We start from the raw sequence: 20,251 nt of genomic DNA, 5'->3' as shown, positions 1-20,251 counted from the left end.
CGCGCGTGACCATCCGCGATTTTCTGCGCATCATGCGCCAACGCTGGCGCTGGCTGCTGGGCACGTTGCTCATCGTGCTCATCGCTGCCGCCGTCAGCACGATGCTGCAGCCGAAGACCTACGAAGCGAGCGCCCGGTTCTATCTCGCGGGTAGCAACGGGCAGGGCACGCCGGTGCAACGGGACGACCTCGCGACGTACGCACAAGTGGTGTCGGCCCCCGCGGTGCAGGAGGTCATCCGCAAGCAGGCCAAGGTCGGACCCACGGCGGCTGTGAACGTCAACGCCACGCTGTCCGATACCGCCAACATCATGACGGGCACCGCCAGCTCCGGAAGTGCGCAGGAGGCGGCCGCGATCGCGAACGCGACGGGGCCGGCGCTCGCGGCTGTGGCGCCACAGTTCTCGCAACTGCTCTCCGGTGCCGGATCGGTGACCAGCACCGCGGTGCAGCCGGCCACGGTGCCCTCGTCGCCAGCGTCTCCCGACATCAAGAGGACGCTGGAACTGGCCTTCGCCGTCGGGTTGCTGCTGGGCGTGGCGATGGCGCTGCTGCGGCACTTCATGGACAACCGGGTGCGCACGGTCGAAGACCTGGAAGCGCTGGTGCAGCGCCCGGTGCTGAGCATCGTGCCGCGCGTCGGCAGCGGTCAGCGGGTCGTGGACACCTCCGACAGCCCGTCCGGTGCCATGGTCGAGGCGATGCGCAGACTGCGCACCAACGTGAAGTTCGTCAACGTCACCAACGACGTGCCGGCGGTGGTGGTCACCTCCGCACGACCCGGCGACGGCAAGACGACCGTTGCGGCCAACCTTGCGTTGGCCATGTCGCGCGATGGTCATCGCACCCTGTTGGTCGATGGCGACCTACGTAAACCGGGCGTGGCGTCCGCGGTCGGCATCGACGGCTCGGTCGGACTCACCAATGTCCTGGTCCATGAACTCGCGCTCAAGGACGTGCTGGTCGAGCCCGAACCCTCGCTGCCGCTGTTCGTCCTGCCCGCCGGTCCGGTGCCGCCAAACGCCAGTGAACTGCTCGGGTCCGCCGCGATGCGCAACCTCTTCCAGGAATTGGTCGCCGAATTCGACTTCGTCGTCTTCGACAGTCCGCCGATGCTGCCGGTGGTCGATGCGTTGGAGCTGGAGAAGCTGGCCGGCAACCTGATCCTGGTGGCGCGCGGCGGACAGGTCTCCCGCCGTGAGTTGCAGGTCACGCTCAAGGCACTGGAGACGGTGGACGCGAACCTGTCCGGGACCGTCCTGAACTACGCCGACAGCTTCAGCGACGACTACGGCTACGGCCACAAGTACGGGTACGGCGAGCAGCCGCCCGCCGCTCGCGGCCAGTCCCGGCGCACCGGCAAACGCGGCTAGCGCCGCGACGCTGCGGCAGCTGTCCAGTGCGCCACCAGCTGGTCGCCCAGCCGTCGGGGGTCCAGGGTGTCCGCCACCCGTGTAGGGAAACCCGGTGACTGGATCTCGCGTTCGGACAGGGCGCTCAGCTGATCGATGAAGGTGGCCGGCGTGCCGTCCCAGACGACCGCGGCGCCATCCTTGACCAGGAGCTGCGCGCACCCCACCTGGGCGCTGAGGAGCACCGGGATGCCGCGGATCGCCGCCTCCGTCGCGGCCATCCCGAAGGGTTCGAACCGGCTGGGCATCGCCAGTACGTCGATCTGGCCCCAGAAGTCGGTCAGGTCCGTCGCCCAGCCGAGCGCGGTGAGCCGGTCAGCCAATCGGTCATCTGCGAATCCAGCACTTTTAGGACCGGCGATGACCAGCCGGGCATCGGGTACGCCGGCCACCGCGGGGATGAGGTCGCGCAGGCCCTTGCGCGGGTCGAGACCGCCGAGGAACCCGATCACCGGGGCACGGCTGGGCACCGGATGAGGTTGCGGCGCAAGGGCATCGACGTCCATCGCCGGGTCGTAGAGGATTGCCCCGCGTGCGGGCGCGCCGTACAACCGCAGATACTCCTCGCGGATGAATTCGCTGCACCACAACACCTGCGCGCCGGACCCGGTGCGCCGCAGGTAGGCGTCTTCCAGCCGTGCAACGATCCGGGCCTGAGCCCGACCCAGCCGGGCCCGCGGGCCGGGCTCGTCGCCCAGGGCGTCGTGGTCGAGGGCGGATCGGGACAGGTAGGACACGTGCCAGGTGTCGGCGAACCCGGTCAGCTGGGGTTGGTAGACGTGCAGAACGTCGTGCGTGCTGCCGGCCAGCGCCCGCCGCACGGTCGGCTCGGCCGCTGCCCACTGCACCGCGTGCAGGCGGGGCGGCACGTAGAGGCGCCGCCAGTCGACCTCTGCTCGTAGGTCCGGGTCCAGGTCGCGCGCGACGACCGTGACCCGCCAGCCGGCCTCGAGCCCGACCTGGACGGCCCACAGCGCCAACGTGCCGATGGCGGAGTTGCGGTCGACGTTGTTGTGCACGATCGCTACGTGCGGGGCACTCACCGGGTCGGCCCGATCAGGAGTCCGGCGGCCACGAGCGTTTCCAGCACCGACGCATCCGGGGGCTGCTGCGGGTCCACGTCCAGTGCGCTGAGGATGACCGCCCCGGCGACTCCCGGCGCCACCGTGATCTGCCCGGAGACCAGATTCGCCAGGTAGACGACCAGGTCCGGTTCACGGCGTACGACGATGCCGGTTGCGGTACCCAACCGGTAGCCGGCGCTCATCGGTGCCGCTCCGGTCGCCGGGCCGCCTTCGACAGCTCGCGGCCGGTTTCCCGGACGCGGCGCCATTGGGCGGCCAGCAGTTCGCGCCGACGCAGCGGTCGCCCCGCCAGGACCTCCAGGTGCTGGCGGTTGACCACGACGGCCCGCCCGATCAGGCGCAGTCGCCCGGCCAGCCCGTCGGCGGCGTACATCCGCGCGTACCACTCGGCGGTCCGAGAGGTCGGCTGGCTGACCGCACGCCACAGTCGATAGCTGCGGCGAGCACGGAACTGCTCGAGGGTTCCTTGGGTGACCGCGAACGCCGGTTCGGCACGGAACTGACCGATCCGAGCGCGGAGCTGCTGCTGCTGGGTGTGGGTCAGTTCGCGCCAGCTGCTGTCCAGATCCTGCGGCCGGGCGTGGCTGCCGGCGCGGGCGGCATTGAGCAACAGGATGACTCGTTGGTCGATGAGTGCGGGCACGGCCGCGGCGGCGCCGGCGAACTGCCGCGGGCGCCGTGCCGCCCACATCAGGTCGAACGCCTGCGCGGGGTCGATCTCGATGCCCGGCCACCACCGGTGAACGTCGAGATATCCCCAGACCGGATGGTGCCAGGTGGCGGCGTGTTCGAACGGCGAGCCGCTGACGAAGTCGGTTTCGATGACCCATCCGGCTTCGGCCAGGCGCTCGCACAGCGCGGACGTCCCCGCCGGGTCGACCAGGATGTCCACGTCGTTGCTGATCGGGTCCCGGCGCAGCGACGGGTCGAGAGCCAGGCCCTTGATGTGCAGGGTGCGAACCTCGGCCGCGGTGGCGAGGTGCTCGGCCGCCGCGTGCGCGAACTCGCGGGCCACATCGTCGGGAACCACGACCGACTCAGTCATCGTCGGGCCGATCCGTGCGGCCCAGCGCCGTCAGCAGGCGGGTCAGCGCCGGACCGGCCGGACCACGTCGTCGGGCAACGAACGCCGCGGCTCCGGTGAGCGAGACGAAGGTACGGCGGGCGGACTCGGCCGGCCCGGCCTCACGCCAGGTCCGCACTGCGGGCCGAAGGGAGCGCTGCGTGTACATCCGCAGCGCGGCACCCCGTTGCCACGTCGTCGCGTAGCGCAGCAGGTTGCGGGCGTAGTAGTAGCCGGTCAGGTAGCTGCCGTCTGCTGACGACGCCGACACCTCGTGGGTCAGGATCGCCCGATCATCGAGCAACAGCGGTACGCCGAGTCGCGCGGCCCGCTGTGACCAGTCCGAATCCTCGAAGTAGAGGAAGTAGTCGTCGTCGAAGTCGCCGACCGAGTCCCACACCTCGGTGGTGGCGCAGATGCAGCATCCGGTGAACAACGGCACCGCCACCAGGGCGTCGCGGCGACGGGGCAGAGCAGCAAACTCCTCAGCGCTCAGGTGCCGGGGCAGCAGATCGTCCGGGTCGACCGTGACCCCCAGGGACCACGGCTGGCCCGGGCGATCGGCGAAGTCGATGCGAGGGGCGATCGCGGCGCTCGGGTGCTCCCGAGCGTCCTGATCCAGTCGGGCGATCGCATCCGGCCCCACGGTGGTGTCGTCGTTGAGCACGGTGAGGACGCAGTAGCCGTGCGCTCGTCCCCACCGCAACCCTGCGTTCATCCCACCAGTGAAACCCAGATTCCGCGGCAGCAGCAGCAGGTCGGCGTGCGGGCAGGCCGCGGCGAACTGGGTCAGTGCAGGCGCTGGCGGTGCGCCCGCGGTCACCGGGTTCACGACCACCAGCAGATCGGCACCATCACCGGCCAGGCAGGACGCGGCGCAGCGCAGCGCGCGCTGCGGATCGCCGTAGCTGAGCACGATGACCAGGTGATTGCGACGGTCAGTCATGGCGCGCGGCGTACAACGATTCGTACTGGTCGGCGACGGACGCCAGGCTGAAGCGGTGCGCCCACTCGTGGGCCTCCCGGCTCAGTCGGTCGCGTCCTTCGTGATCGAGCAGGAGCGCGAGGATGGGCGTGCTGATGTCGCTCAACGCAGCCAGCCGGCCGTAGCGTCCGTCGTCGGTGACGAAGCGCGCACCCTCATTGGGGGTGGCGACGACGGCGGCACCGGCGGCCATCGCCTCGGCGTACGGGATCCCGAATCCCTCGTAATCAGAAGGCAATACGAAAACCCAGGCCCGTTGATACAGATCGGCCAGCTCGGTGTTGGGGATCCGACCGAAGGCAGTGACTCCCGGTGGCAGGTGTTCGGGGGCGTCGTCGCACACCAGCCACAGCTGGGCGTCCGGGACTTCGGTCCGGACCCGTTGGTGAAACGCGGCGACGAGGTCGGCGCCCCGCTTGCGCCCGTGCCAGGTCCCGACGAACAACGCGGTGGGCCGGTCCTCGCGTCGGGCGTGCAGGTCTGCATGCGGGGCGAACAGCTCGAAATCGACTCCGTTGGGGATGACCTGGTGCACCCACGGATACCAGCGCTGGGCCTCGGGCGCGACGGTCACGGTGTGGTCGGCAACCAGGGAGGCAAGCCACTCGCTGCCGCCCAGCGCGATCATCCGCGCCTTCTCCTTGAACCCGCTGATCGTGAGCGCCTCATCGAAGCAGGAGCCGTGCAACGTCCGCACGTGGGAGGGCACCCGACGGCGCCACATCCAATAGTCGTCGCCGTGCGCGTGCACCACGTCATAGCCGGTGAAGTCCTCGCGCCGCAGCCGGGTCGCGAACCGGAACGTACGCAACGAACCGGTCAACCGGATCTGCCGGTGGCCGTAGCTGGCGCCGGGAACGGGCGGACAGGGCGAGAAGACGTCCACGGTGTGTCCGCGGCGGGTGAGTTCGGTGGCCAGATAGTCGACCTGGTAGCCGATGCCCATCTTGCTGGTGCTCGGCAGGTAGTAGGAGATCATCGCGATCCGCATCACGGTGCCCCACGCGCCATGGCGACACCGTCGCGCAGCGCCTCGAGCCACCCGTGCCCGAATTCCAGGTCGGGCTCCAGGTAGTTGCCCTCGGCCCACTCGTTCCACGACTTGACCCAGAGCAGCCGCTCCGGTTCGGGTCGGTGGGCTGTGCCGGACGCAGCGGCGGCGACCAGGTCACGGAACTTGTCGGGGTGGCTGCCGGTGATCACCAGGCCGTCGCGGCCCGAGCGCGGCGTGTTGTCCCAGTTGGGGTAGACACACGGCATGAGGTCATCACGGCCGGCGGACAGGTAGGACCAGTCCGCGCTGTAGGGGTAGCTCTCGGGCCAGCGCAACACCCGGCGGGCGAAGCGGTTTCGCTGTTCAGCGGTCTTGGTCACCTGCGCCGGGAGACGGATGTGGACGCCGGCGTCGAAACCGTCGGCGGCGAAGTCGCAGTAGACGGGTTGGCGACCAAGCAGGTCGCTCACCTCGGCGACGAGATACAGCCCGGGCAGACCGTGCTCGACGGCCAGGTGCTGCCACAGCTCGATGAACAGCTGGCGGTCGGGCAGTTCCTCGGGGCGGAAGACGTAGAACACCGGCTTGCCGTCCACCCGCAGATAGCGTTCGTCGCGGAAGGCCGGCAACACCGCCGCGAAGTGTGCCCGGTAGTCCTCGGGGCCGCCGTACGTCTGCTCGATGAGCACCCGGCCGGGATCACCGTGCCAGACACCGGTCCACGACTGATTGGCCCACGCCAGGCAGAACTGCACCCTCGGCGAACCGGTGGCCAGGACTTCGGCGAGGGGACGTTCCAGGATGCGGCGACCCGCACCGAACCAGTAGTGCCAGTACGCGAACGCCGTCACGCCGTACTGTTGCGCCAGGTCGCTCTGTGCCTCCCGGGCGGCCGCCAGGCGCAGGTCGTAGAAACCGAGGTCGGCGGGCAGATGCGGCTGATGATGACCGGGGAAGAGAGGCCGCGCCTTGGCGGTGTTGGTCCACTCCGTGAAGCCGGTTCCCCAGAACTGGTCGTTCTCCGGGACCGGGTGAAACTGCGGTAGGTAGAACGCCACTGGTCGGACGCCGCTCACCCCGCCCGCCGTCACGGGGATAGGTTAGCGTGAGCCGGTGAGGCAACCCGATCGCTCGAGGGGCAAGGGCATGGGCAGCGTGCTGCGCGCGATCCGCTCCTTCACCGATCGTGGTTTCCGGGTCAAGCTGACCCTGGTTTCGTTGGGCAATTTTCTCGCGGCGATGATGGACATGCTGGCGATCGCCCTGGTGTATCCGATCGTGAACATCTCTTCTGGAGCCTTCTACGACGCCGGTGTGATGGGGGCCCTGAGCCACCTACTGGGTTCGCCGCAGCGGGCGACCTTCGTGGCCATCCTGGCCGCGTTCATGGTGGGGTTGTTCCTGCTCAAGGACTTGCTGCAGATCCTGTTCAACTGGTGGTCCACCGCACTCATCTACGACGAGCGCGCCAAGACCTCGGTGCGGCTGCTGTCCGGATTCCTGCACGCGCCGTACACCCAGATCGCCCAACGTCCGACCGCAGACCTCATCCAGGTCCTGCAGAACACGGTGACCCTGGCGTTCAACTACGCGCTGGCGGGGTCGGTGTCGGCCCTGACCAGCGTCGTGAGTCTGGTGGCGATGGCCGTCGTTCTGTTCGTGCTCGCGCCCCTGCCGACCGTGGGTTTCGCGGTGTACCTGGCCATCGCCGGTGTGCTGTTCGTGAAGGTTCTGCGACCGCGCACGGTGCGGGCCGGTCGCGGGGTCGCCGACTACGCGGGTCAGGAGATCTCCGAGTCGATGAAGGCCCTGGGCGCGAACAAAGAGATCCACCTGCGTAACGTCCAGGGCGTCTTCATCGACCGCTACGCCACGGCGAGCTATCGGCGCGCGTACGCCGATCGGATGGTCGGGTTCCTCAACTCACTGCCGCGCTACTACCTGGAGATCGTCTTCATCCTCGGTGTCGGTGTGCTGCTGGCGCTGTCGAGTTTGTCCCAGAGCCAGGGCAACCGTGGATCGGTGGGACTGTTGGCGGTGTTCGTGGCCGCCGGGTTCCGGACCATCCCCGCGGTCTCGGCGCTGCTCGGCAGTCTGAGCAACGTGCGCGTCGGCATGCCCGCGTTGGATGCGATGGTGCGGGACCTGGACCGCTACGACGCCTACGTGCCACGCGACGGTGTCACCGAACCGGCACCCGGGTCGTTGCAGGAGGGCACCCTGGCGTTGGAGCAGGTCACCTTCCGCTTCCCCGACGCGGCTACGGACGCGGTCCGCGGAGTCGACCTCACCTTCGAACCGGGTTCGTCCACCGCGTTCGTGGGCAGCAGCGGGGCTGGCAAGAGCACCCTGGTCGACCTCATCCTCGGGCTGCACACCCCGACCAGCGGACGGATCAGCCTGGACGGGGTGAATCTGGCCACCGCGCCGCAGCAGTGGCGCAACGCGATCGGATACGTCCCCCAGGACGTCTTCCTGTTCACCGGCACGCTGGCCGAGAACATCGCCTTCGACCAGGACCCGGCGCAGATCGACCGGACGCGGCTGGCGGCCGCGATCCGGGACGCCGAACTGAGCGACCTGGTGCAGGGGCTACCGAACGGCCTGGATTCGCAGGTCGGTGAGCGCGGGTCGCTGCTGTCCGGCGGTCAGCGGCAACGGGTCGGGATCGCCCGCGCGCTCTACCGCCAGCCGACGTTCCTGGTGCTGGACGAGGCGACCTCGGCGCTGGACAACGAAACCGAGCACCGGATCGCCCGCACGATCAACGATCTCGAGGGCTCGATGACGATCATCGTCGTTGCGCATCGCCTCTCGACGGTCCGCAACGTCGACCGGGTGGTCTATCTGGACAACGGTGAGGTGGCGGCGGTGGGGTCGTTCAACGCGGTGGTCGCCGCCAGTCCGGGATTCGCCCGGATGGTCCAACTGGGCGATCTGTCCCGCGCCGGCTAGTCGATCTCCGGCGTGCTCGGCAACCGCGCGAGCCGGGGCCACAGTGCCCGCGCGAACGGATGGAAGTTGCGCAGGAGTCGCCAGGTCACCGGCGCGGGCCACCACACCGCAGCGAAATAAACGACGCCTCGCAGGCCCGAGGCATGACCCCAGCCGGTGAGCTTGGACCAGACCTGCTCGGGGGATCGGGCCCAGCTGTTGTGGACGATCGCTGCTTGCGGCGTGACCAGGAACGAGCGATCCTCACCGCTGACCGCCGGCCGGGCCACCTGCAGGGATGCATCGTCCCCCTCGACCACCGGGCGCAGGAACGGTTCGTCGACCCGCCGGGCGCTGACCAGGCGGGTGTTGGGGCGCACGGCGATCGGTCCCGGATACTCATAACTGGGTTGCCCCGTGACCGTGGCGACCTGGAATACGGCGCTTCGCGTGCGTCGGTACAGAACCCGGGCGGGCCATTCAACGGCCCGCAGGTCGCGCTCCTCGGCGTACGCCAGCGCCTCCAGCAGCCGGTCGGGGTCCGGTAGGTACTCGTCGTTGTCGAGCTGCAGGATCCAGTCCACCTCCTCGCTCAGCGCATCGACGGCCGCCTGGCGCTGGGCGGTCTCCACGTCCAGCGGATGATCCCGGTCGGTCCACCGGCCGGGGACCAGCCGTAGCAGGCGGCGGTCGTCGACCGCCTCGACCTGGGACCGGACCTCGGCCAGCGGCAGCTCCTGGCCCCGCCAGCCCCGCCCGTCCTGCGGCCAGGGGATGACCAACGCGGACAACAGCGGGTAGTAGCTGCGCAACGACTTGGCCAGCCAACTGGTGTCCCCGGTGAGCACATAGGCGCCGATCCGTGGACTCATCGGCCATAGGCTAGCCCGGTGGTCGGGACACTGCGGGACACAGCCAAGCGGATCGCGCCGGCCCGTGCGGTGTCCGCGGTGCGCTGGCGTCGCGACGTGTGGAGCGATCTGCGGCTGCGGCTGCTGGCCGACCTGGGTTATCTGCCGTCGCACCGCGTGCGGTCGGGTTGTTACCGCCTGGCCGGTATGCAGTTGCCGAAAACCTCCAGCATCCATTGGCGGGCCGAGTTCTACGCGCCGGATCTGATCACGATCGGGCAGCACTGCACGATCGGGGACACCGCCTTCCTTGACGGTCGCAGTGGCTTGACCATCGGAGACAACGTCAACCTGGGCAGTCACGTCACGATCTACACCCGCCAGCACGACGTCGATTCGCCGGACTTCGCCGAGGTGGGGGCACCCGTGCGGATCGGCGACTACGCCTGGATCGCCAGCCACGCCATCGTGCTGCCCGGGGTCGTGATCGGCGAGGGCGCGGTGGTGGCCGCAGGATCGGTCGTGACCAAGGACGTGGCGCCGTACACCCTGGTGGGCGGCAACCCGGCCCGGTACATCCGCGACCGCACTCGTGATCTGCGCTACCAGCTCGGATACGCCAAGCGCTTCGTCTGAGCGACCAGGCAGACTGGGCGCGTGCGACTGATCAGTGCGAACGTCAACGGCATCCGCGCCGCCGCCCGCCGAGGCGGTCTGGACTGGCTGACCGGGCAGCAACCCGACGTCCTGACCCTGCAGGAGGTCCGGGCCGCGCCAGCCCAGTTGACCGCCCAACTGGCTGGATCGCCGTACGCCGAGTGGCACCTTGCGCACGCCCCCGCCAGTGCCGCCGGGCGCGCGGGGGTGGCTGTCCTCACGCCGTACGCCCTCACGGCGACGTCGACCGGTCTACCCGGCTTCGAGGATCAGGGTCGTTGGATCGAGGCGGTCATCGAAACGCCGATGGGCCCGGTCCGGGTGATCAGCGCGTACGTGCACACCGGCGAAGCGGGGACGCCGCGGCAGGATGAGAAGTACGCCTTCCTGGAGGCCATCACGACTCGGCTGCACCAGGTCAAACACGAGCAGGTCGTCCTGACCGGCGACCTGAACATCTGCCACACCCAGCAGGACTTGAAGAACTGGAAGGGCAACCGCGGCAAGGCGGGCTTCCTACCCGACGAACAGGCTTATCTGAGTAAGTGGTTCGCCGATGGGTGGGTCGATGTGACGCGACGCGCCGAGGGCGACATCGAGGGTCCGTACACCTGGTGGTCGTGGCGGGGCAAGGCCTTCGACAACGACGCCGGCTGGCGCATCGACTACGCCATTCACTCGCCGATGATCGCCGATCGGGTCAGCGCGGTCAGCGTGGGCAGGGCCGCCACCTACGCCGAGCGGTGGAGTGACCACGCAGCACTGATCATCGATCACAAGGCAGACTGAAACCATGACGGAACCCAAACCGGTCGATTGCTGGCTCACCGATATGGACGGTGTGCTCGTGCGTGAGCAGCACGCGATCCCGGGTGCGGCGGAGTTCCTGGCCGCGCTGCAACAAACGGACCGCCGCTATCTGGTGCTCACCAACAACTCGATCTTCACCCCGCGGGACCTGCAGGCCCGACTGCGCGCCAGCGGTATCGAACTGCCCGTTGAAGCGATCTGGACCTCGGCTCTGGCGACGGCGCAGTTCCTCGGCAACCAGCGATCGGACGGCACGGCCTACGTGATCGGCGAAGCGGGTCTGACCACCGCCGTCCACGAAATCGGTTACGTGATGTCTGATCGCGATCCCGATTACGTGGTCCTGGGGGAGACCCGGACCTATTCGTTCGAGGCGATCACCCGGGCAATTCGCTTGATCGAGAACGGTTCTCGCTTCATCGCGACCAACCCGGACGCGACCGGTCCCTCCACTGAGGGATCGATCCCGGCCACGGGTGCGATCGCTGCGCTGATCACCAAGGCGACCGGTGTCGAGCCGTACTACGTCGGCAAACCCAACCCGCTGATGATGCGCACCGCGCTCAACCGCATCGACGCGCACTCCGAGCACACCGTCATGATCGGGGACCGGATGGACACCGATGTCGTCAGTGGTCTCGAAGCGGGTCTGCGCACCATCCTGGTCCTGAGCGGATCCACGAACGCCGATGCGGTGCAACGGTTCCCGTACGTCCCGACCCGGGTCGTGGACAGCATCGCCGACGTGGTGCCGCTGGTGCACCAGTTTCTGAGTCCGGTGTGAGCGGGATTCTGGTGGTGTGCACCGGCAACGTGTGCCGGTCACCCTACGTCGAGCGACTGCTGGCCGCGGCGCTGCCGGGGGTATCGGTTTCCAGTGCGGGCACGATGGCCCTGGTCGGGGACGACATCGAGCCGCGGGTCAAAGCGCAGCTGCTCGAACGCGGCGTCAACGCAATGGGATTCGCATCACGGCAGCTGCAGCCCGCCCTGGCCGAGGGAGCGGACCTGGTCATCACGGCCTCGCGGGAGCACCAGCGCAAGGTGCTGCGGATGGCCCCCCGGGCGATGCGGCGCACCTTCACGTTGCGGGAGTTGGCTGATGCGCTCGCCGCTGACGCACCGGTGCATGCGGACGGCAGCGGGTTGGCCGGTGTGGTGGCGCGTGCGGTCGCGCTGCGCGGCCGCGGGCCCTCGCGGTCCGACGACGAATGCACCGTCCCTGACCCCTACGGCAGGCCGGGTGAGGTCGTCGCCGCCATGTCGGCGTACGTCGATGAAACCCTCCCGCCGATCATCCGGGCGATCGAGGTCGCCGGCACCGCGCCCTCCACCGGGCAGCAGTAACTCAGCGGGCCAGGCTGACCAGCGGGCTGTCGACGTCGTCGGTCTGCGCGATGATCAGATTGACTCCGTGCCGGGTGATTTCGCGGCGCGCTTCCTCATCGAGGTTGGCGTCGGTGACCAGGGTGTCGATGTCGTCCAGCGTCGCAATCGTGGACAGGCCGACCACGCCCCACTTGGTGTGATCGGCCACGACGATGACGTGTTTCGCCGATCGAATCAGGGCCCGATTGGTCTGTGCCTCTTGAAGATTCGGCGTCGTGAGCCCTGCGTTGAGGTCGATGCCGTGCACTCCGAGGATCAGCGAATCGACGTGGGTGGTCGCCAGCATGGCGTTCGCGACCGGGCCGGCGAGCGCATCGGACGGTGTCCGGACACCGCCGGTCAGGACCAGCAACTGGTCGTCCCGGGACGGGTCGTAGAGCGCCTGCTCCACTCGCGGTGAGTTGGTGACGACGGTCAACCGCTTGATCGGTCGCAGGGCCACCGCGACCGCGTAGGCCGTCGTGCCGGCGGACACCGCCACCGACGAGCCGGCCTTGATCAGACTCGCTGCCGTCCGGGCGATGTCGGACTTGTGGTCGGGGTTCATCTCCGAACGGATGTGAAACCCCGGTTCGTCGATCGTGCGTTCACCCACGGGGATCGCACCGCCGTGCACCTTGGCGACCAGGCCCCGCTCGGCCAGCGCTTCGATGTCCCGGCGGATGGTCATGTCGCTGACGCCGAGTTCGGCCACGATGTGCGAAACCCGCACTCCGCCGTCCTCGGCTATTTTGCGCAGGATGTGCTCCTGTCGCTGTCGAGCAAGCATGGTCAGCTCCTTCCTGGGTTCAGGATAGGGCGCCTGGGCTGCGAAGATGGTCGACATGCCTACTTCTGCATCGAGGCTGCCGGGACAGGACGCGCGACCGCGCATCCTGTCCGGAATGCAGCCAACTCACGACTCTTTGCACCTGGGGAACTATCTGGGAGCGCAGGTGAACTGGGTGGCCATGCAGGAAGAGTTCGACGCGTTCTTCTGCGTCGTCGATCAGCACGCGCTCACCGTGTCGCCGGACCCCGCGCAGATGCGCCAGCGCACCCGGGTCACCGCCGCGCAGTATCTCGCCGGCGGGATCGACCCCGAGAAGTCGACGGTGTTCGTGCAGTCGCACGTCCCCGAGCACTCCCAGTTGGCCTGGGTCCTGTCGTGCATCACCGGCTTCGGCGAGGCCGCGCGGATGACCCAGTTCAAGGACAAGTCCAGCAAACGAGGTTCGGAGGCCACCAACGTCGGCCTGTTCACCTACCCGATCCTGATGGCCGCCGACATCCTGCTCTACGACGCGACCGCCGTGCCGGTCGGCGAGGACCAGCGCCAGCACCTGGAGCTGACCCGGGACCTGGCCGGGCGGTTCAACACGCGGTACGGCGACACGTTCGTGATCCCCGAACCGCACATCCCCTCCGAGACGGCCAAGATCATGTCGCTGGCGGATCCGCTGGCCAAAATGAGCAAATCGGCGGACAACCAGTCGGGCAACCTGATGATGTTGGACGAGCCAAAAGCCAACATCAAGAAGATCAAGGCCGCCGTGACCGACACCGACAACGAAGTTCGTTGGGCTCCCGAGACCAAACCGGGTATCGCCAACCTGCTGCGGATCCATGCCGCGCTGTCCGGCGAGCCCGTGGCGGACATCGTCGCCCGGTTCGAGGGACCCAACCGGTACGGCGCGCTCAAGGGCGAGGTCGCGGACCTGGTCGTCGAGGTCCAAGCGCCGTTCAAAGCACGGGTGGAGGAATTGCTCGCCGACCCTGGCGAGTTGGACGCAATCTTGGCCAAGGGGGCTGACCGGGCGCGGGAGGTGGCAGGCGGAGTGCTCGCGCGGGCATACGACGCCGTCGGCTTCCTGCCGGCGCGATAGTCCGTGCGCACCATTGGCGTCGCACTGGCGATTCCGGAACCCGGCGGTCGGCTCATCGCCGATGCGCGGGCCCGCGCGGGCGATCCACTCGCGCACGCCATCCCGACCCACATCACCTTGTTGCCGCCGACCAATGTCGCCGGACTGGATCTGGTGCAGTTCGCCGGCCACCTGGCCCAGGTGGCGCGCGGCTCCCAGCCGTTCCGCGTCGTACTCGAAGGCACCGGTACGTTCCGGCCGATCTCTTCGGTGGTTTTCGTGCAGGTCAGTGAGGGCGTCGCCGAGTTGGCTCGGTTGCAGGCCGCGATCCGGCGGGGTCCGGTGGAGCGGCCCTTGGACTTCCCGTATCACCCGCACGTGACGCTCGCTCACGACGTGAGTGACGCCGCGCTGGATGAGGTGGCCGCGGAGTTCGGCGACTACCGGCAGAGTTTCGTGGCCAGCGAGTTCGACCTCTACGAGCAGGACGAGGGTGGCAGCTGGGAGTCGGTTCGCCCGTTTCCGTTGGGTTAGGACTGCCTGACCCGCGAAAGGGTTGCGCCGTCCGTAGAATCATGATTTGTGGCCACATCAACCGTTCCTGTGAAGCGCACGGGGAAGACCGGCAGCACGATCTTCCTGAAGACGGTTATGGCCGTCACCGGTGTGATCTTCGTTCTGTTCGTTCTGCTGCACATGTACGGCAACCTGAAGTTGTTCGCGGGTGAGACGGCGTACAACGAATACGCCGAACACCTGCGGACCATCGGTGAGCCGATGCTGCCGTACCACGGTCTGCTCTACGTGATCGAGGCCGTGCTTCTGGTTTCGGTGATCGCGCACGTCTACTGTGCGGCGCAACTCTGGAAGCGCTCGAATGCCGCCCGGCCGCAACGCTATTCGGTCAAGAAGCGGGTCGCTGCGTCGATCTCGAGCAAATGGATGCGCTGGGGTGGCATCTTCCTGCTGCTGTTCATCATCTGGCACCTGCTGGAGTTCACGATTCTCAAGCTGAACGTCGGCAGCGGCGGCCAGGCGGCCGGTATCACCCAAAACCCTTACCAGCTGGTCGTTTCCAGCTTCAACGTGTGGTGGCTGACGCTGATCTACCTGGCGGCCATGGTGGCGCTGGGCATGCACCTCAACCACGGCATCTGGAGCGCGTCGCAGACGCTCGGCTTCACACCGACACCCACGGCACGGCGGATCGCCAAGACCGCGGCCGCCGTACTCGGCCTGGTGATCTCGGTGGGATTCATCCTGCCGCCCCTGTTCATCCTGTTCGGCGTCATCGACTAAGGACTGCCCGCCATGACTGATACCTTCCCCGACATCTATTCGGTCGGTGATCCCATTGCCGACACCAAGTGTCCCGACGGCCCGATCGAACAGCGTTGGACCACAGCCAAATTCGAGAACAAGCTGGTCAACCCGGCGAACCGTCGCAAGCTGTCGGTCATCATTGTCGGCACCGGCCTGGCGGGCAGTGCGGCGGCGGCGACCTTGGGTGAAGCCGGCTACAACGTCAAGACCTTCTGCTACCAGGACAGTTCCCGGCGGGCGCACTCGATCGCTGCGCAGGGCGGCATCAACGCGGCGAAGAACTACAACGACGACGGTGACTCCACCTACCGCCTCTTCTACGACACGGTGAAGGGTGGCGACTACCGCTCCCGCGAGACCAACGTCTACCGGCTGGCCGAGGTCAGCACCAACATCATCGACCAGTGCGTCGCGCAGGGTGTGCCGTTCGCCCGCGACTACGGCGGCTTGCTGGACAACCGGTCCTTCGGTGGTGTCCAGGTCGCCCGTACGTTCTACGCCCGCGGTCAGACGGGCCAGCAGTTGCTGATCGGCGCCTACCAGGCGCAGGAGCGGCAGGTGGCCGCCGGCACGGTCACCGAGTTCACCCGGCACGAGATGCTCGAACTGATCGTCGTGGACGGCCGCGCTCGCGGGATCGTGGCTCGCGACATGGTCACCGGCGAGATCGAGACGCACCTGGCCGACGCCGTGGTGCTGGCATCCGGCGGCTACGGCAACGTCTACTTCCTGTCGACCAACGCGATGGGCTGCAACGTCACGGCCACCTGGCGGGCGCACCGCAAGGGCGCCTACTTCGGCAACCCGTGCTACACGCAGATCCACCCGACGTGCATCCCGGTCAGCGGCGACCACCAGTCCAAGCTGACCTTGATGAGTGAGTCGCTGCGCAACGACGGCCGGATCTGGGTGCCCAAGCGTCGCGAGGACTGCGACAAGGACCCACGCGACATCGCCGAAGAAGACCGCGACTACTACCTGGAGCGGATCTACCCCTCCTTCGGCAACCTGGTGCCGCGAGACATCGCCTCGCGCCAGGCGAAGTACATGTGCGACGAGGGCCGTGGGGTCGGACCGCTGGTCGGGGACTTCCGGCGCGGGGTCTACCTGGACTTCTCCGACGCGCTGTCCCGGATGAGCCGTGAGGCCATCGACGCGAAGTACGGCAACCTCTTCGACATGTACCAGCGGATCACCGGGGAGGACCCGCGTGAGGTGCCGATGCGCATCTACCCGGCGGTGCACTACACGATGGGCGGGCTGTGGGTCGACTACGACCTGGAGACCACGATCACCGGGCTCTATGCGACCGGTGAGGCGAACTTCTCCGATCACGGCGCGAACCGGCTGGGTGCGTCGTCACTGATGCAGTGCCTCGCGGACGGGTACTTCGTCCTGCCGAACACCATCCGCAACTACTTGGCGGAGGGTCCGTTCGAGCCGGTGGCCGAGGACGCCCCGGAGGTACTCGAAGCCGTCGCCCACGTCAAGGGCCGGATCGAGAAGCTGTTGTCGATCAACGGTGAGCGCACCGTCGACTCCTTCCACAAAGAACTCGGCCACATCATGTGGGAGTACTGCGGGATGGAGCGCAACGAAGAGGGCCTGCTCAAGGCCATCGATCTGATCCGCGGGTTGCGCGACGAGTTCTGGCGCAACGTCAAGGTCCTCGGCTCGGCCGAGACGCTCAACCAGTCGCTGGAGAAGGCCGGCCGCGTCGCCGACTTCCTGGAACTGGGTGAGCTGATGTGCATCGACGCCCTGCATCGTCGCGAGTCGTGTGGCGGTCACTTCCGGGCTGAGTCCCAGACCGAGGACGGCGAGGCGTTGCGGCACGACGATGAGTTCGCGTACGTCGCGGCGTGGCAGTGGGGTGGCGACGGCGGCAAGCCGGTGCTGCACAAGGAAGACCTGGTCTACAACTTCATCGAGCTGAAGCAGCGGAGCTACAAGTGAACCTCACCCTCAAGATCTGGCGTCAGGACGGTCCGCAGGACGCTGGCCGCTTCGAAACCCACCACGTCACCGACGTTTCCGAGGACATGTCGTTCCTGGAGATGCTGGATGTCCTCAACGAGGACCTGCAGGGCGATGCGAAGGAGCCGGTGGCTTTCGACTCCGACTGCCGCGAAGGCATCTGCGGCATGTGCTCGCTGATGATCAACGGCATGGCGCACGGGCCCGAGGTCACCACGACCTGCCAGTTGCACATGCGCTCCTTCAAGGACGGCGACGAGATCACCATCGAGCCGTGGCGGGCGGCGCCGTTCCCGGTGCTGCGCGATCTGGTCGTCGACCGCTCGTCGTTCGACCGGATCATCCAGTCCGGCGGTTACATCTCGGTCAACACCGGCGCTGCGACGGAGGCCAACAACCTCCCGGTCCGCAAGGAAGCCGCCGACCGGGCGTTCGACGCCGCGACCTGCATCGGCTGCGGCGCGTGCGTTGCCGCCTGTCCGAACGCCTCCGGCATGCTCTTCATGGGCGCCAAGGTCACCCACCTCGGTGAGCTGCCGCAGGGCCAGGCCGAGCGTGACGCGCGGGTGGTCAGCATGGTCAACCAGCACGACTTCGAAGGCTTCGGCGGCTGCACCAACATCGGTGAATGCGCGGCCGCGTGCCCGAAGGAGATCCCGCTGGACGTCATCTCCCAGCTGAACAAGGACTTCCGCAAGGCCAAGAAGCACGCCTGACCGGCCCACGTCGCGTCAGATCGGCGGAAATTCTCACAATCCCGGTTGCTTCAATCGAACGCGACCGCGGCAGTGAGGATTTCCGCTGTTGTGAGACGAGACGTTTATCCCCAGCGGCTGCTGCACGGCACTCGGGTAGCGGAGCAACCTGGGCGGATGCACGCTGACACGCTGAAGATCCGCGGATTGGTTCACCTCCCCGAGGTGGTCCCGGTCCGCGTACTCACCGCGGCCGGTCTGAGCCGGCACGCCATCAACCGCGCCATCGCTTCCGGCGACCTGGTCCGAGTCTGCCGGGGTTGGGTCGCTCGGCCCGGGGCCGACCCGCACCTGATGACCGCTGCCATCACCGGCACCGTGTTGTCCTGCGTGACACAGGCGGCGCGACTCGGCCTATGGGACTTCGGCGACCCGCTCCTGCACCTTGCCGCCCGGGAGGGTTCGGGTTCGGTGGTCCGCGATCGGGCCTTGGTCCACTGGGCGAGGCCGCCGGTGCCGCGACACCCGGACCAACTCGTCGACTCGATCGAGAATGTCCTGGCTGCGGTCGCGGACTGCCAACCTTTCGAGCGGGCCCTGGTGATCTGGGAGGCGGCCGCGAACAAACACCTGGTCAACAAGCCGGCGATGGCTCGGCTGCGGTTGCGACCGACCGCCCGCGCCCTGCTCGATGCGTTGACCCCGTTCTCGGATTCCGGCCTGGAAACGCTGGTCCGCTGGCGGCTCCGGTTCCTCCGACTGCCGATCATGGCCCAGGCCCACCTCGAAGGCCGCCCGGTGGACTTCCTGATCGGCGATCGACTTGTGCTCCAGATCGACGGCGGCCATCACGTCGGCGCCCAGCGCGACGCCGACATCGAGCACGACCGGCGGCTGATGCTGCTGGGCTATTACGTGATCCGGGTCAGCTACAAGCAGGTGACCGAGCAGTGGCTGGTCGTGCAGGAGCAGATCATGCATGCGGTGGCCCAGGGGCTGCACCTGGCCAGCTGAACTCGCATCACACCGGCGGAAATCCTCACTATCCCGGTCGCCTCGGCCGGTTGCGACCGCCGGAGTGGCGATTTCCGCCGGTATGAAAGGCGCGTCAGGCGGCGACCGCGAACCGGGGAGCCTGGACGTGCTCGTAGTAGGCCAGCAGTTGGTCGACGGTCCGCGACCAGCTGCGTCGCTCGGCCACCTGCCGCGCAGCGGATCCCAGCGCATCGCGATAGCTGGGATCACCGGCCAGGTCCATGACCACCCGTTGCAGATCATCCGGTGACCCCGGGTCGTAGAAGCAACCGGTGTGACCTGCCTGCAGTACGTCGAGTGGTCCACCCACGGCGGGGGCGACCACTGGCAGACCCGACGCCATCGCCTCCTGCAGCGTCTGCCCGAACGTCTCCTTGGTGCCGGTGTGCACGAAGACGTCCAGCGCGGCGTACGCCTGCGCCAGGTCCGCCCCGGTGCGGTAGCCCAGGAAATGCGCCTGGGGCAGCAACCGCTCCAACCGAGCCCGGCTGGGCCCGTCGCCGACGATGACCAGCGACACCGACGGGTCGGCAGCCAGCACCTCGAGGCGGTGCACTTCCTTCTCGGGAGCCAGCCGACCGACGTACCCGACGATGGTCTGGCCTTGCGGCGCAAGGCATTCCCGCAGGGCAACCACGTCCGGGTGGGAGCGAAGGGCAGGGTGGAACAGGTCGGAGTCGACCCCTCGTCCCCAGGCGGCCACCCGGGGTACGCCGCGTGACCGCAACTCCTCGATCGTCGCCGTGCTCGGGGCGAGGGTGAGATCGGCCAGCGAATGCAGGTGGCGCACCCACCGCCAGGACAGCGATGCCACCGGCCGGCCGCCGTACTGCGCGAGATAGCCAGGCATGTCGGTCTGGTAGATCGCCACAGTGGGGATACCGAGGTTGCGGGCTGCGCCGAGGCCACGAGCGCCCAACCCGAACGGGGACGCCGCATGCAGTACGTCGGGTGCGAAGGACTTCAGCACCGGCTCGAGCGAGGTCGGCGGGACACCGACCCGGAAGGACCGCAGCGTGACGCCGCGGACCTGATGGATCCGGTGGCCGCGATAGGCGGCGGGCGCGGGACGCGGAGCGATGACAACCGCTTGGTGACCCAGGCGGGAGAACTCGTCCAAGATCCGGCAAACGCTGGTCGTGACCCCGTTCAGGGTCGGTAGGAAGGATTCGGTGACGATCGCAACCTTCACGGCCT

20 protein-coding genes and 1 pseudogene are annotated in these 20,251 nt (G+C 67.8%); 12 read left to right on the top strand and 9 right to left on the bottom strand.

Annotated elements, in window-relative coordinates; genetic code table 11:
- Positions 1-5 precede the first annotated feature (5 nt).
- Complete coding sequence (locus DR843_RS11285; RefSeq protein WP_109685893.1) at positions 6-1,373, top strand: tyrosine-protein kinase domain-containing protein; 1,368 nt, start codon at positions 6-8, stop codon at positions 1,371-1,373.
- Here the strand turns inward: DR843_RS11285 and DR843_RS11280 are convergent.
- From DR843_RS11280 to DR843_RS11255, 6 genes are read right to left on the bottom strand one after another with little or no spacing between them, the layout of a single operon-like run.
- Positions 1,370-2,455 (bottom strand): glycosyltransferase family 4 protein, encoded by a 1,086-nt coding sequence (locus DR843_RS11280; RefSeq protein WP_109685891.1) that lies wholly within the window; start codon positions 2,453-2,455, stop codon positions 1,370-1,372. The genes DR843_RS11285 and DR843_RS11280 overlap by 4 nt on opposite strands.
- Positions 2,452-2,679, bottom strand: a complete 228-nt coding sequence (locus DR843_RS11275; RefSeq protein ID WP_109685889.1) for a hypothetical protein — start codon at positions 2,677-2,679, stop codon at positions 2,452-2,454. The genes DR843_RS11280 and DR843_RS11275 overlap by 4 nt, the downstream gene beginning before the upstream one ends.
- Positions 2,676-3,542 carry a nucleotidyltransferase family protein gene (locus DR843_RS11270; RefSeq protein ID WP_109685886.1) on the bottom strand — a complete coding sequence of 289 codons (867 nt, stop codon included), beginning with the start codon at positions 3,540-3,542 and terminating at the stop codon, positions 2,676-2,678. Before DR843_RS11270 ends, DR843_RS11275 begins: the two co-directional genes overlap by 4 nt.
- Positions 3,535-4,506 carry a glycosyltransferase family 2 protein gene (locus DR843_RS11265; protein ID WP_109685884.1) on the bottom strand — a complete coding sequence of 324 codons (972 nt, stop codon included), beginning with the start codon at positions 4,504-4,506 and terminating at the stop codon, positions 3,535-3,537. Before DR843_RS11265 ends, DR843_RS11270 begins: the two co-directional genes overlap by 8 nt.
- Complete coding sequence (locus DR843_RS11260) at positions 4,499-5,536, bottom strand: glycosyltransferase family 4 protein (protein ID WP_109685882.1); 1,038 nt, start codon at positions 5,534-5,536, stop codon at positions 4,499-4,501. The genes DR843_RS11265 and DR843_RS11260 overlap by 8 nt, the downstream gene beginning before the upstream one ends.
- Positions 5,536-6,630 carry a glycosyltransferase WbsX family protein gene (locus DR843_RS11255; protein WP_211310228.1) on the bottom strand — a complete coding sequence of 365 codons (1,095 nt, stop codon included), beginning with the start codon at positions 6,628-6,630 and terminating at the stop codon, positions 5,536-5,538. Before DR843_RS11255 ends, DR843_RS11260 begins: the two co-directional genes overlap by 1 nt.
- Before the next feature lie 55 nt (positions 6,631-6,685).
- Between DR843_RS11255 and DR843_RS11250 the strand changes: the two genes are divergently transcribed.
- The gene (locus tag DR843_RS11250) at positions 6,686-8,494 is read left to right on the top strand and encodes an ABC transporter ATP-binding protein (RefSeq protein WP_109685879.1); all 1,809 of its coding nucleotides are present in this window, start codon (positions 6,686-6,688) and stop codon (positions 8,492-8,494) included.
- Here DR843_RS11250 and DR843_RS11245 read toward each other — a convergent pair.
- Positions 8,491-9,345 (bottom strand): hypothetical protein, encoded by an 855-nt coding sequence (locus DR843_RS11245; protein WP_146202557.1) that lies wholly within the window; start codon positions 9,343-9,345, stop codon positions 8,491-8,493. The genes DR843_RS11250 and DR843_RS11245 overlap by 4 nt on opposite strands.
- Positions 9,346-9,747: 402 nt before the next feature.
- Here DR843_RS11245 and DR843_RS20930 point away from each other — a divergent pair.
- From DR843_RS20930 to DR843_RS11225, 4 genes and pseudogenes are all read left to right on the top strand, one after another.
- Positions 9,748-9,960 (top strand): annotated as a pseudogene (locus DR843_RS20930) (acyltransferase); the annotation flags it as partial.
- 21 nt (positions 9,961-9,981) lie between these two features.
- Positions 9,982-10,770, top strand: coding sequence for an exodeoxyribonuclease III (locus tag DR843_RS11235; protein ID WP_109685876.1), 789 nt, complete (start codon positions 9,982-9,984; stop codon positions 10,768-10,770).
- 4 nt (positions 10,771-10,774) lie between these two features.
- The gene (locus DR843_RS11230) at positions 10,775-11,575 is read left to right on the top strand and encodes an HAD-IIA family hydrolase (RefSeq protein WP_109685874.1); all 801 of its coding nucleotides are present in this window, start codon (positions 10,775-10,777) and stop codon (positions 11,573-11,575) included.
- Entirely contained in the window at positions 11,572-12,138 is a 567-nt protein-coding gene (locus DR843_RS11225) for an arsenate reductase/protein-tyrosine-phosphatase family protein (RefSeq protein WP_170119843.1), read from the top strand. The genes DR843_RS11230 and DR843_RS11225 overlap by 4 nt, the downstream gene beginning before the upstream one ends.
- A 1-nt stretch (position 12,139) precedes the next feature.
- Here DR843_RS11225 and DR843_RS11220 read toward each other — a convergent pair whose 3' ends face one another.
- Complete coding sequence (locus tag DR843_RS11220; protein ID WP_109685871.1) at positions 12,140-12,949, bottom strand: DeoR/GlpR family DNA-binding transcription regulator; 810 nt, start codon at positions 12,947-12,949, stop codon at positions 12,140-12,142.
- 55 nt (positions 12,950-13,004) lie between these two features.
- Here DR843_RS11220 and trpS point away from each other — a divergent pair, with 55 nt between their 5' ends.
- From trpS to DR843_RS11190, 6 genes are all read left to right on the top strand, one after another.
- On the top strand, positions 13,005-14,045 hold the full coding sequence (trpS, locus tag DR843_RS11215; protein WP_109688862.1) for a tryptophan--tRNA ligase: 1,041 nt from the start codon (positions 13,005-13,007) through the stop codon (positions 14,043-14,045).
- A gap of 3 nt (positions 14,046-14,048) precedes the next feature.
- Positions 14,049-14,558: a 2'-5' RNA ligase family protein gene (locus tag DR843_RS11210; protein ID WP_109685869.1), complete on the top strand. Its 510-nt coding sequence runs from the start codon at positions 14,049-14,051 to the stop codon at positions 14,556-14,558.
- A 48-nt stretch (positions 14,559-14,606) separates the two neighbouring features.
- Positions 14,607-15,323, top strand: a complete 717-nt coding sequence (locus DR843_RS11205) for a succinate dehydrogenase cytochrome b subunit (RefSeq protein WP_109685867.1) — start codon at positions 14,607-14,609, stop codon at positions 15,321-15,323.
- A gap of 12 nt (positions 15,324-15,335) precedes the next feature.
- On the top strand, positions 15,336-17,303 hold the full coding sequence (locus DR843_RS11200; protein ID WP_109685865.1) for a fumarate reductase/succinate dehydrogenase flavoprotein subunit: 1,968 nt from the start codon (positions 15,336-15,338) through the stop codon (positions 17,301-17,303).
- Positions 17,300-18,040, top strand: coding sequence for a succinate dehydrogenase/fumarate reductase iron-sulfur subunit (locus DR843_RS11195; RefSeq protein ID WP_109685863.1), 741 nt, complete (start codon positions 17,300-17,302; stop codon positions 18,038-18,040). The genes DR843_RS11200 and DR843_RS11195 overlap by 4 nt, the downstream gene beginning before the upstream one ends.
- 156 nt (positions 18,041-18,196) lie before the next feature.
- Entirely contained in the window at positions 18,197-19,033 is an 837-nt protein-coding gene (locus DR843_RS11190) for a type IV toxin-antitoxin system AbiEi family antitoxin domain-containing protein (RefSeq protein ID WP_109685862.1), read from the top strand.
- Between the two features lie 94 nt (positions 19,034-19,127).
- On the opposite strand, the gene DR843_RS11185 is transcribed toward DR843_RS11190, so the two are convergent.
- Entirely contained in the window at positions 19,128-20,246 is a 1,119-nt protein-coding gene (locus DR843_RS11185; RefSeq protein ID WP_109685859.1) for a glycosyltransferase family 4 protein, read from the bottom strand.
- Positions 20,247-20,251: the final 5 nt, after the last annotated feature.

Source organism: Branchiibius hedensis (assembly GCF_900108585.1).
Taxonomy (GTDB): domain Bacteria; phylum Actinomycetota; class Actinomycetes; order Actinomycetales; family Dermatophilaceae; genus Branchiibius; species Branchiibius hedensis.
The sequence above is the reverse complement of the archived record's forward strand: the minus strand, read 5'-3'. Positions and strand labels throughout refer to the sequence as shown.

Coding starts and splice junctions, on each gene's coding strand:
- DR843_RS11275 (WP_109685889.1), bottom strand. CDS start 2,679: ATGAGCGCCGGCTACCGGTTGGGTACCGCAACCGGCATCGTCGTACGC.
- DR843_RS11270 (WP_109685886.1), bottom strand. CDS start 3,542: ATGACTGAGTCGGTCGTGGTTCCCGACGATGTGGCCCGCGAGTTCGCG.
- DR843_RS11265 (WP_109685884.1), bottom strand. CDS start 4,506: ATGACTGACCGTCGCAATCACCTGGTCATCGTGCTCAGCTACGGCGAT.
- DR843_RS11260 (WP_109685882.1), bottom strand. CDS start 5,536: ATGCGGATCGCGATGATCTCCTACTACCTGCCGAGCACCAGCAAGATG.
- DR843_RS11250 (WP_109685879.1), top strand. CDS start 6,686: ATGGGCAGCGTGCTGCGCGCGATCCGCTCCTTCACCGATCGTGGTTTC.
- DR843_RS11245 (WP_146202557.1), bottom strand. CDS start 9,345: ATGAGTCCACGGATCGGCGCCTATGTGCTCACCGGGGACACCAGTTGG.
- DR843_RS11230 (WP_109685874.1), top strand. CDS start 10,775: ATGACGGAACCCAAACCGGTCGATTGCTGGCTCACCGATATGGACGGT.
- DR843_RS11220 (WP_109685871.1), bottom strand. CDS start 12,949: ATGCTTGCTCGACAGCGACAGGAGCACATCCTGCGCAAAATAGCCGAG.
- trpS (WP_109688862.1), top strand. CDS start 13,005: ATGCCTACTTCTGCATCGAGGCTGCCGGGACAGGACGCGCGACCGCGC.
- DR843_RS11200 (WP_109685865.1), top strand. CDS start 15,336: ATGACTGATACCTTCCCCGACATCTATTCGGTCGGTGATCCCATTGCC.
- DR843_RS11190 (WP_109685862.1), top strand. CDS start 18,197: ATGCACGCTGACACGCTGAAGATCCGCGGATTGGTTCACCTCCCCGAG.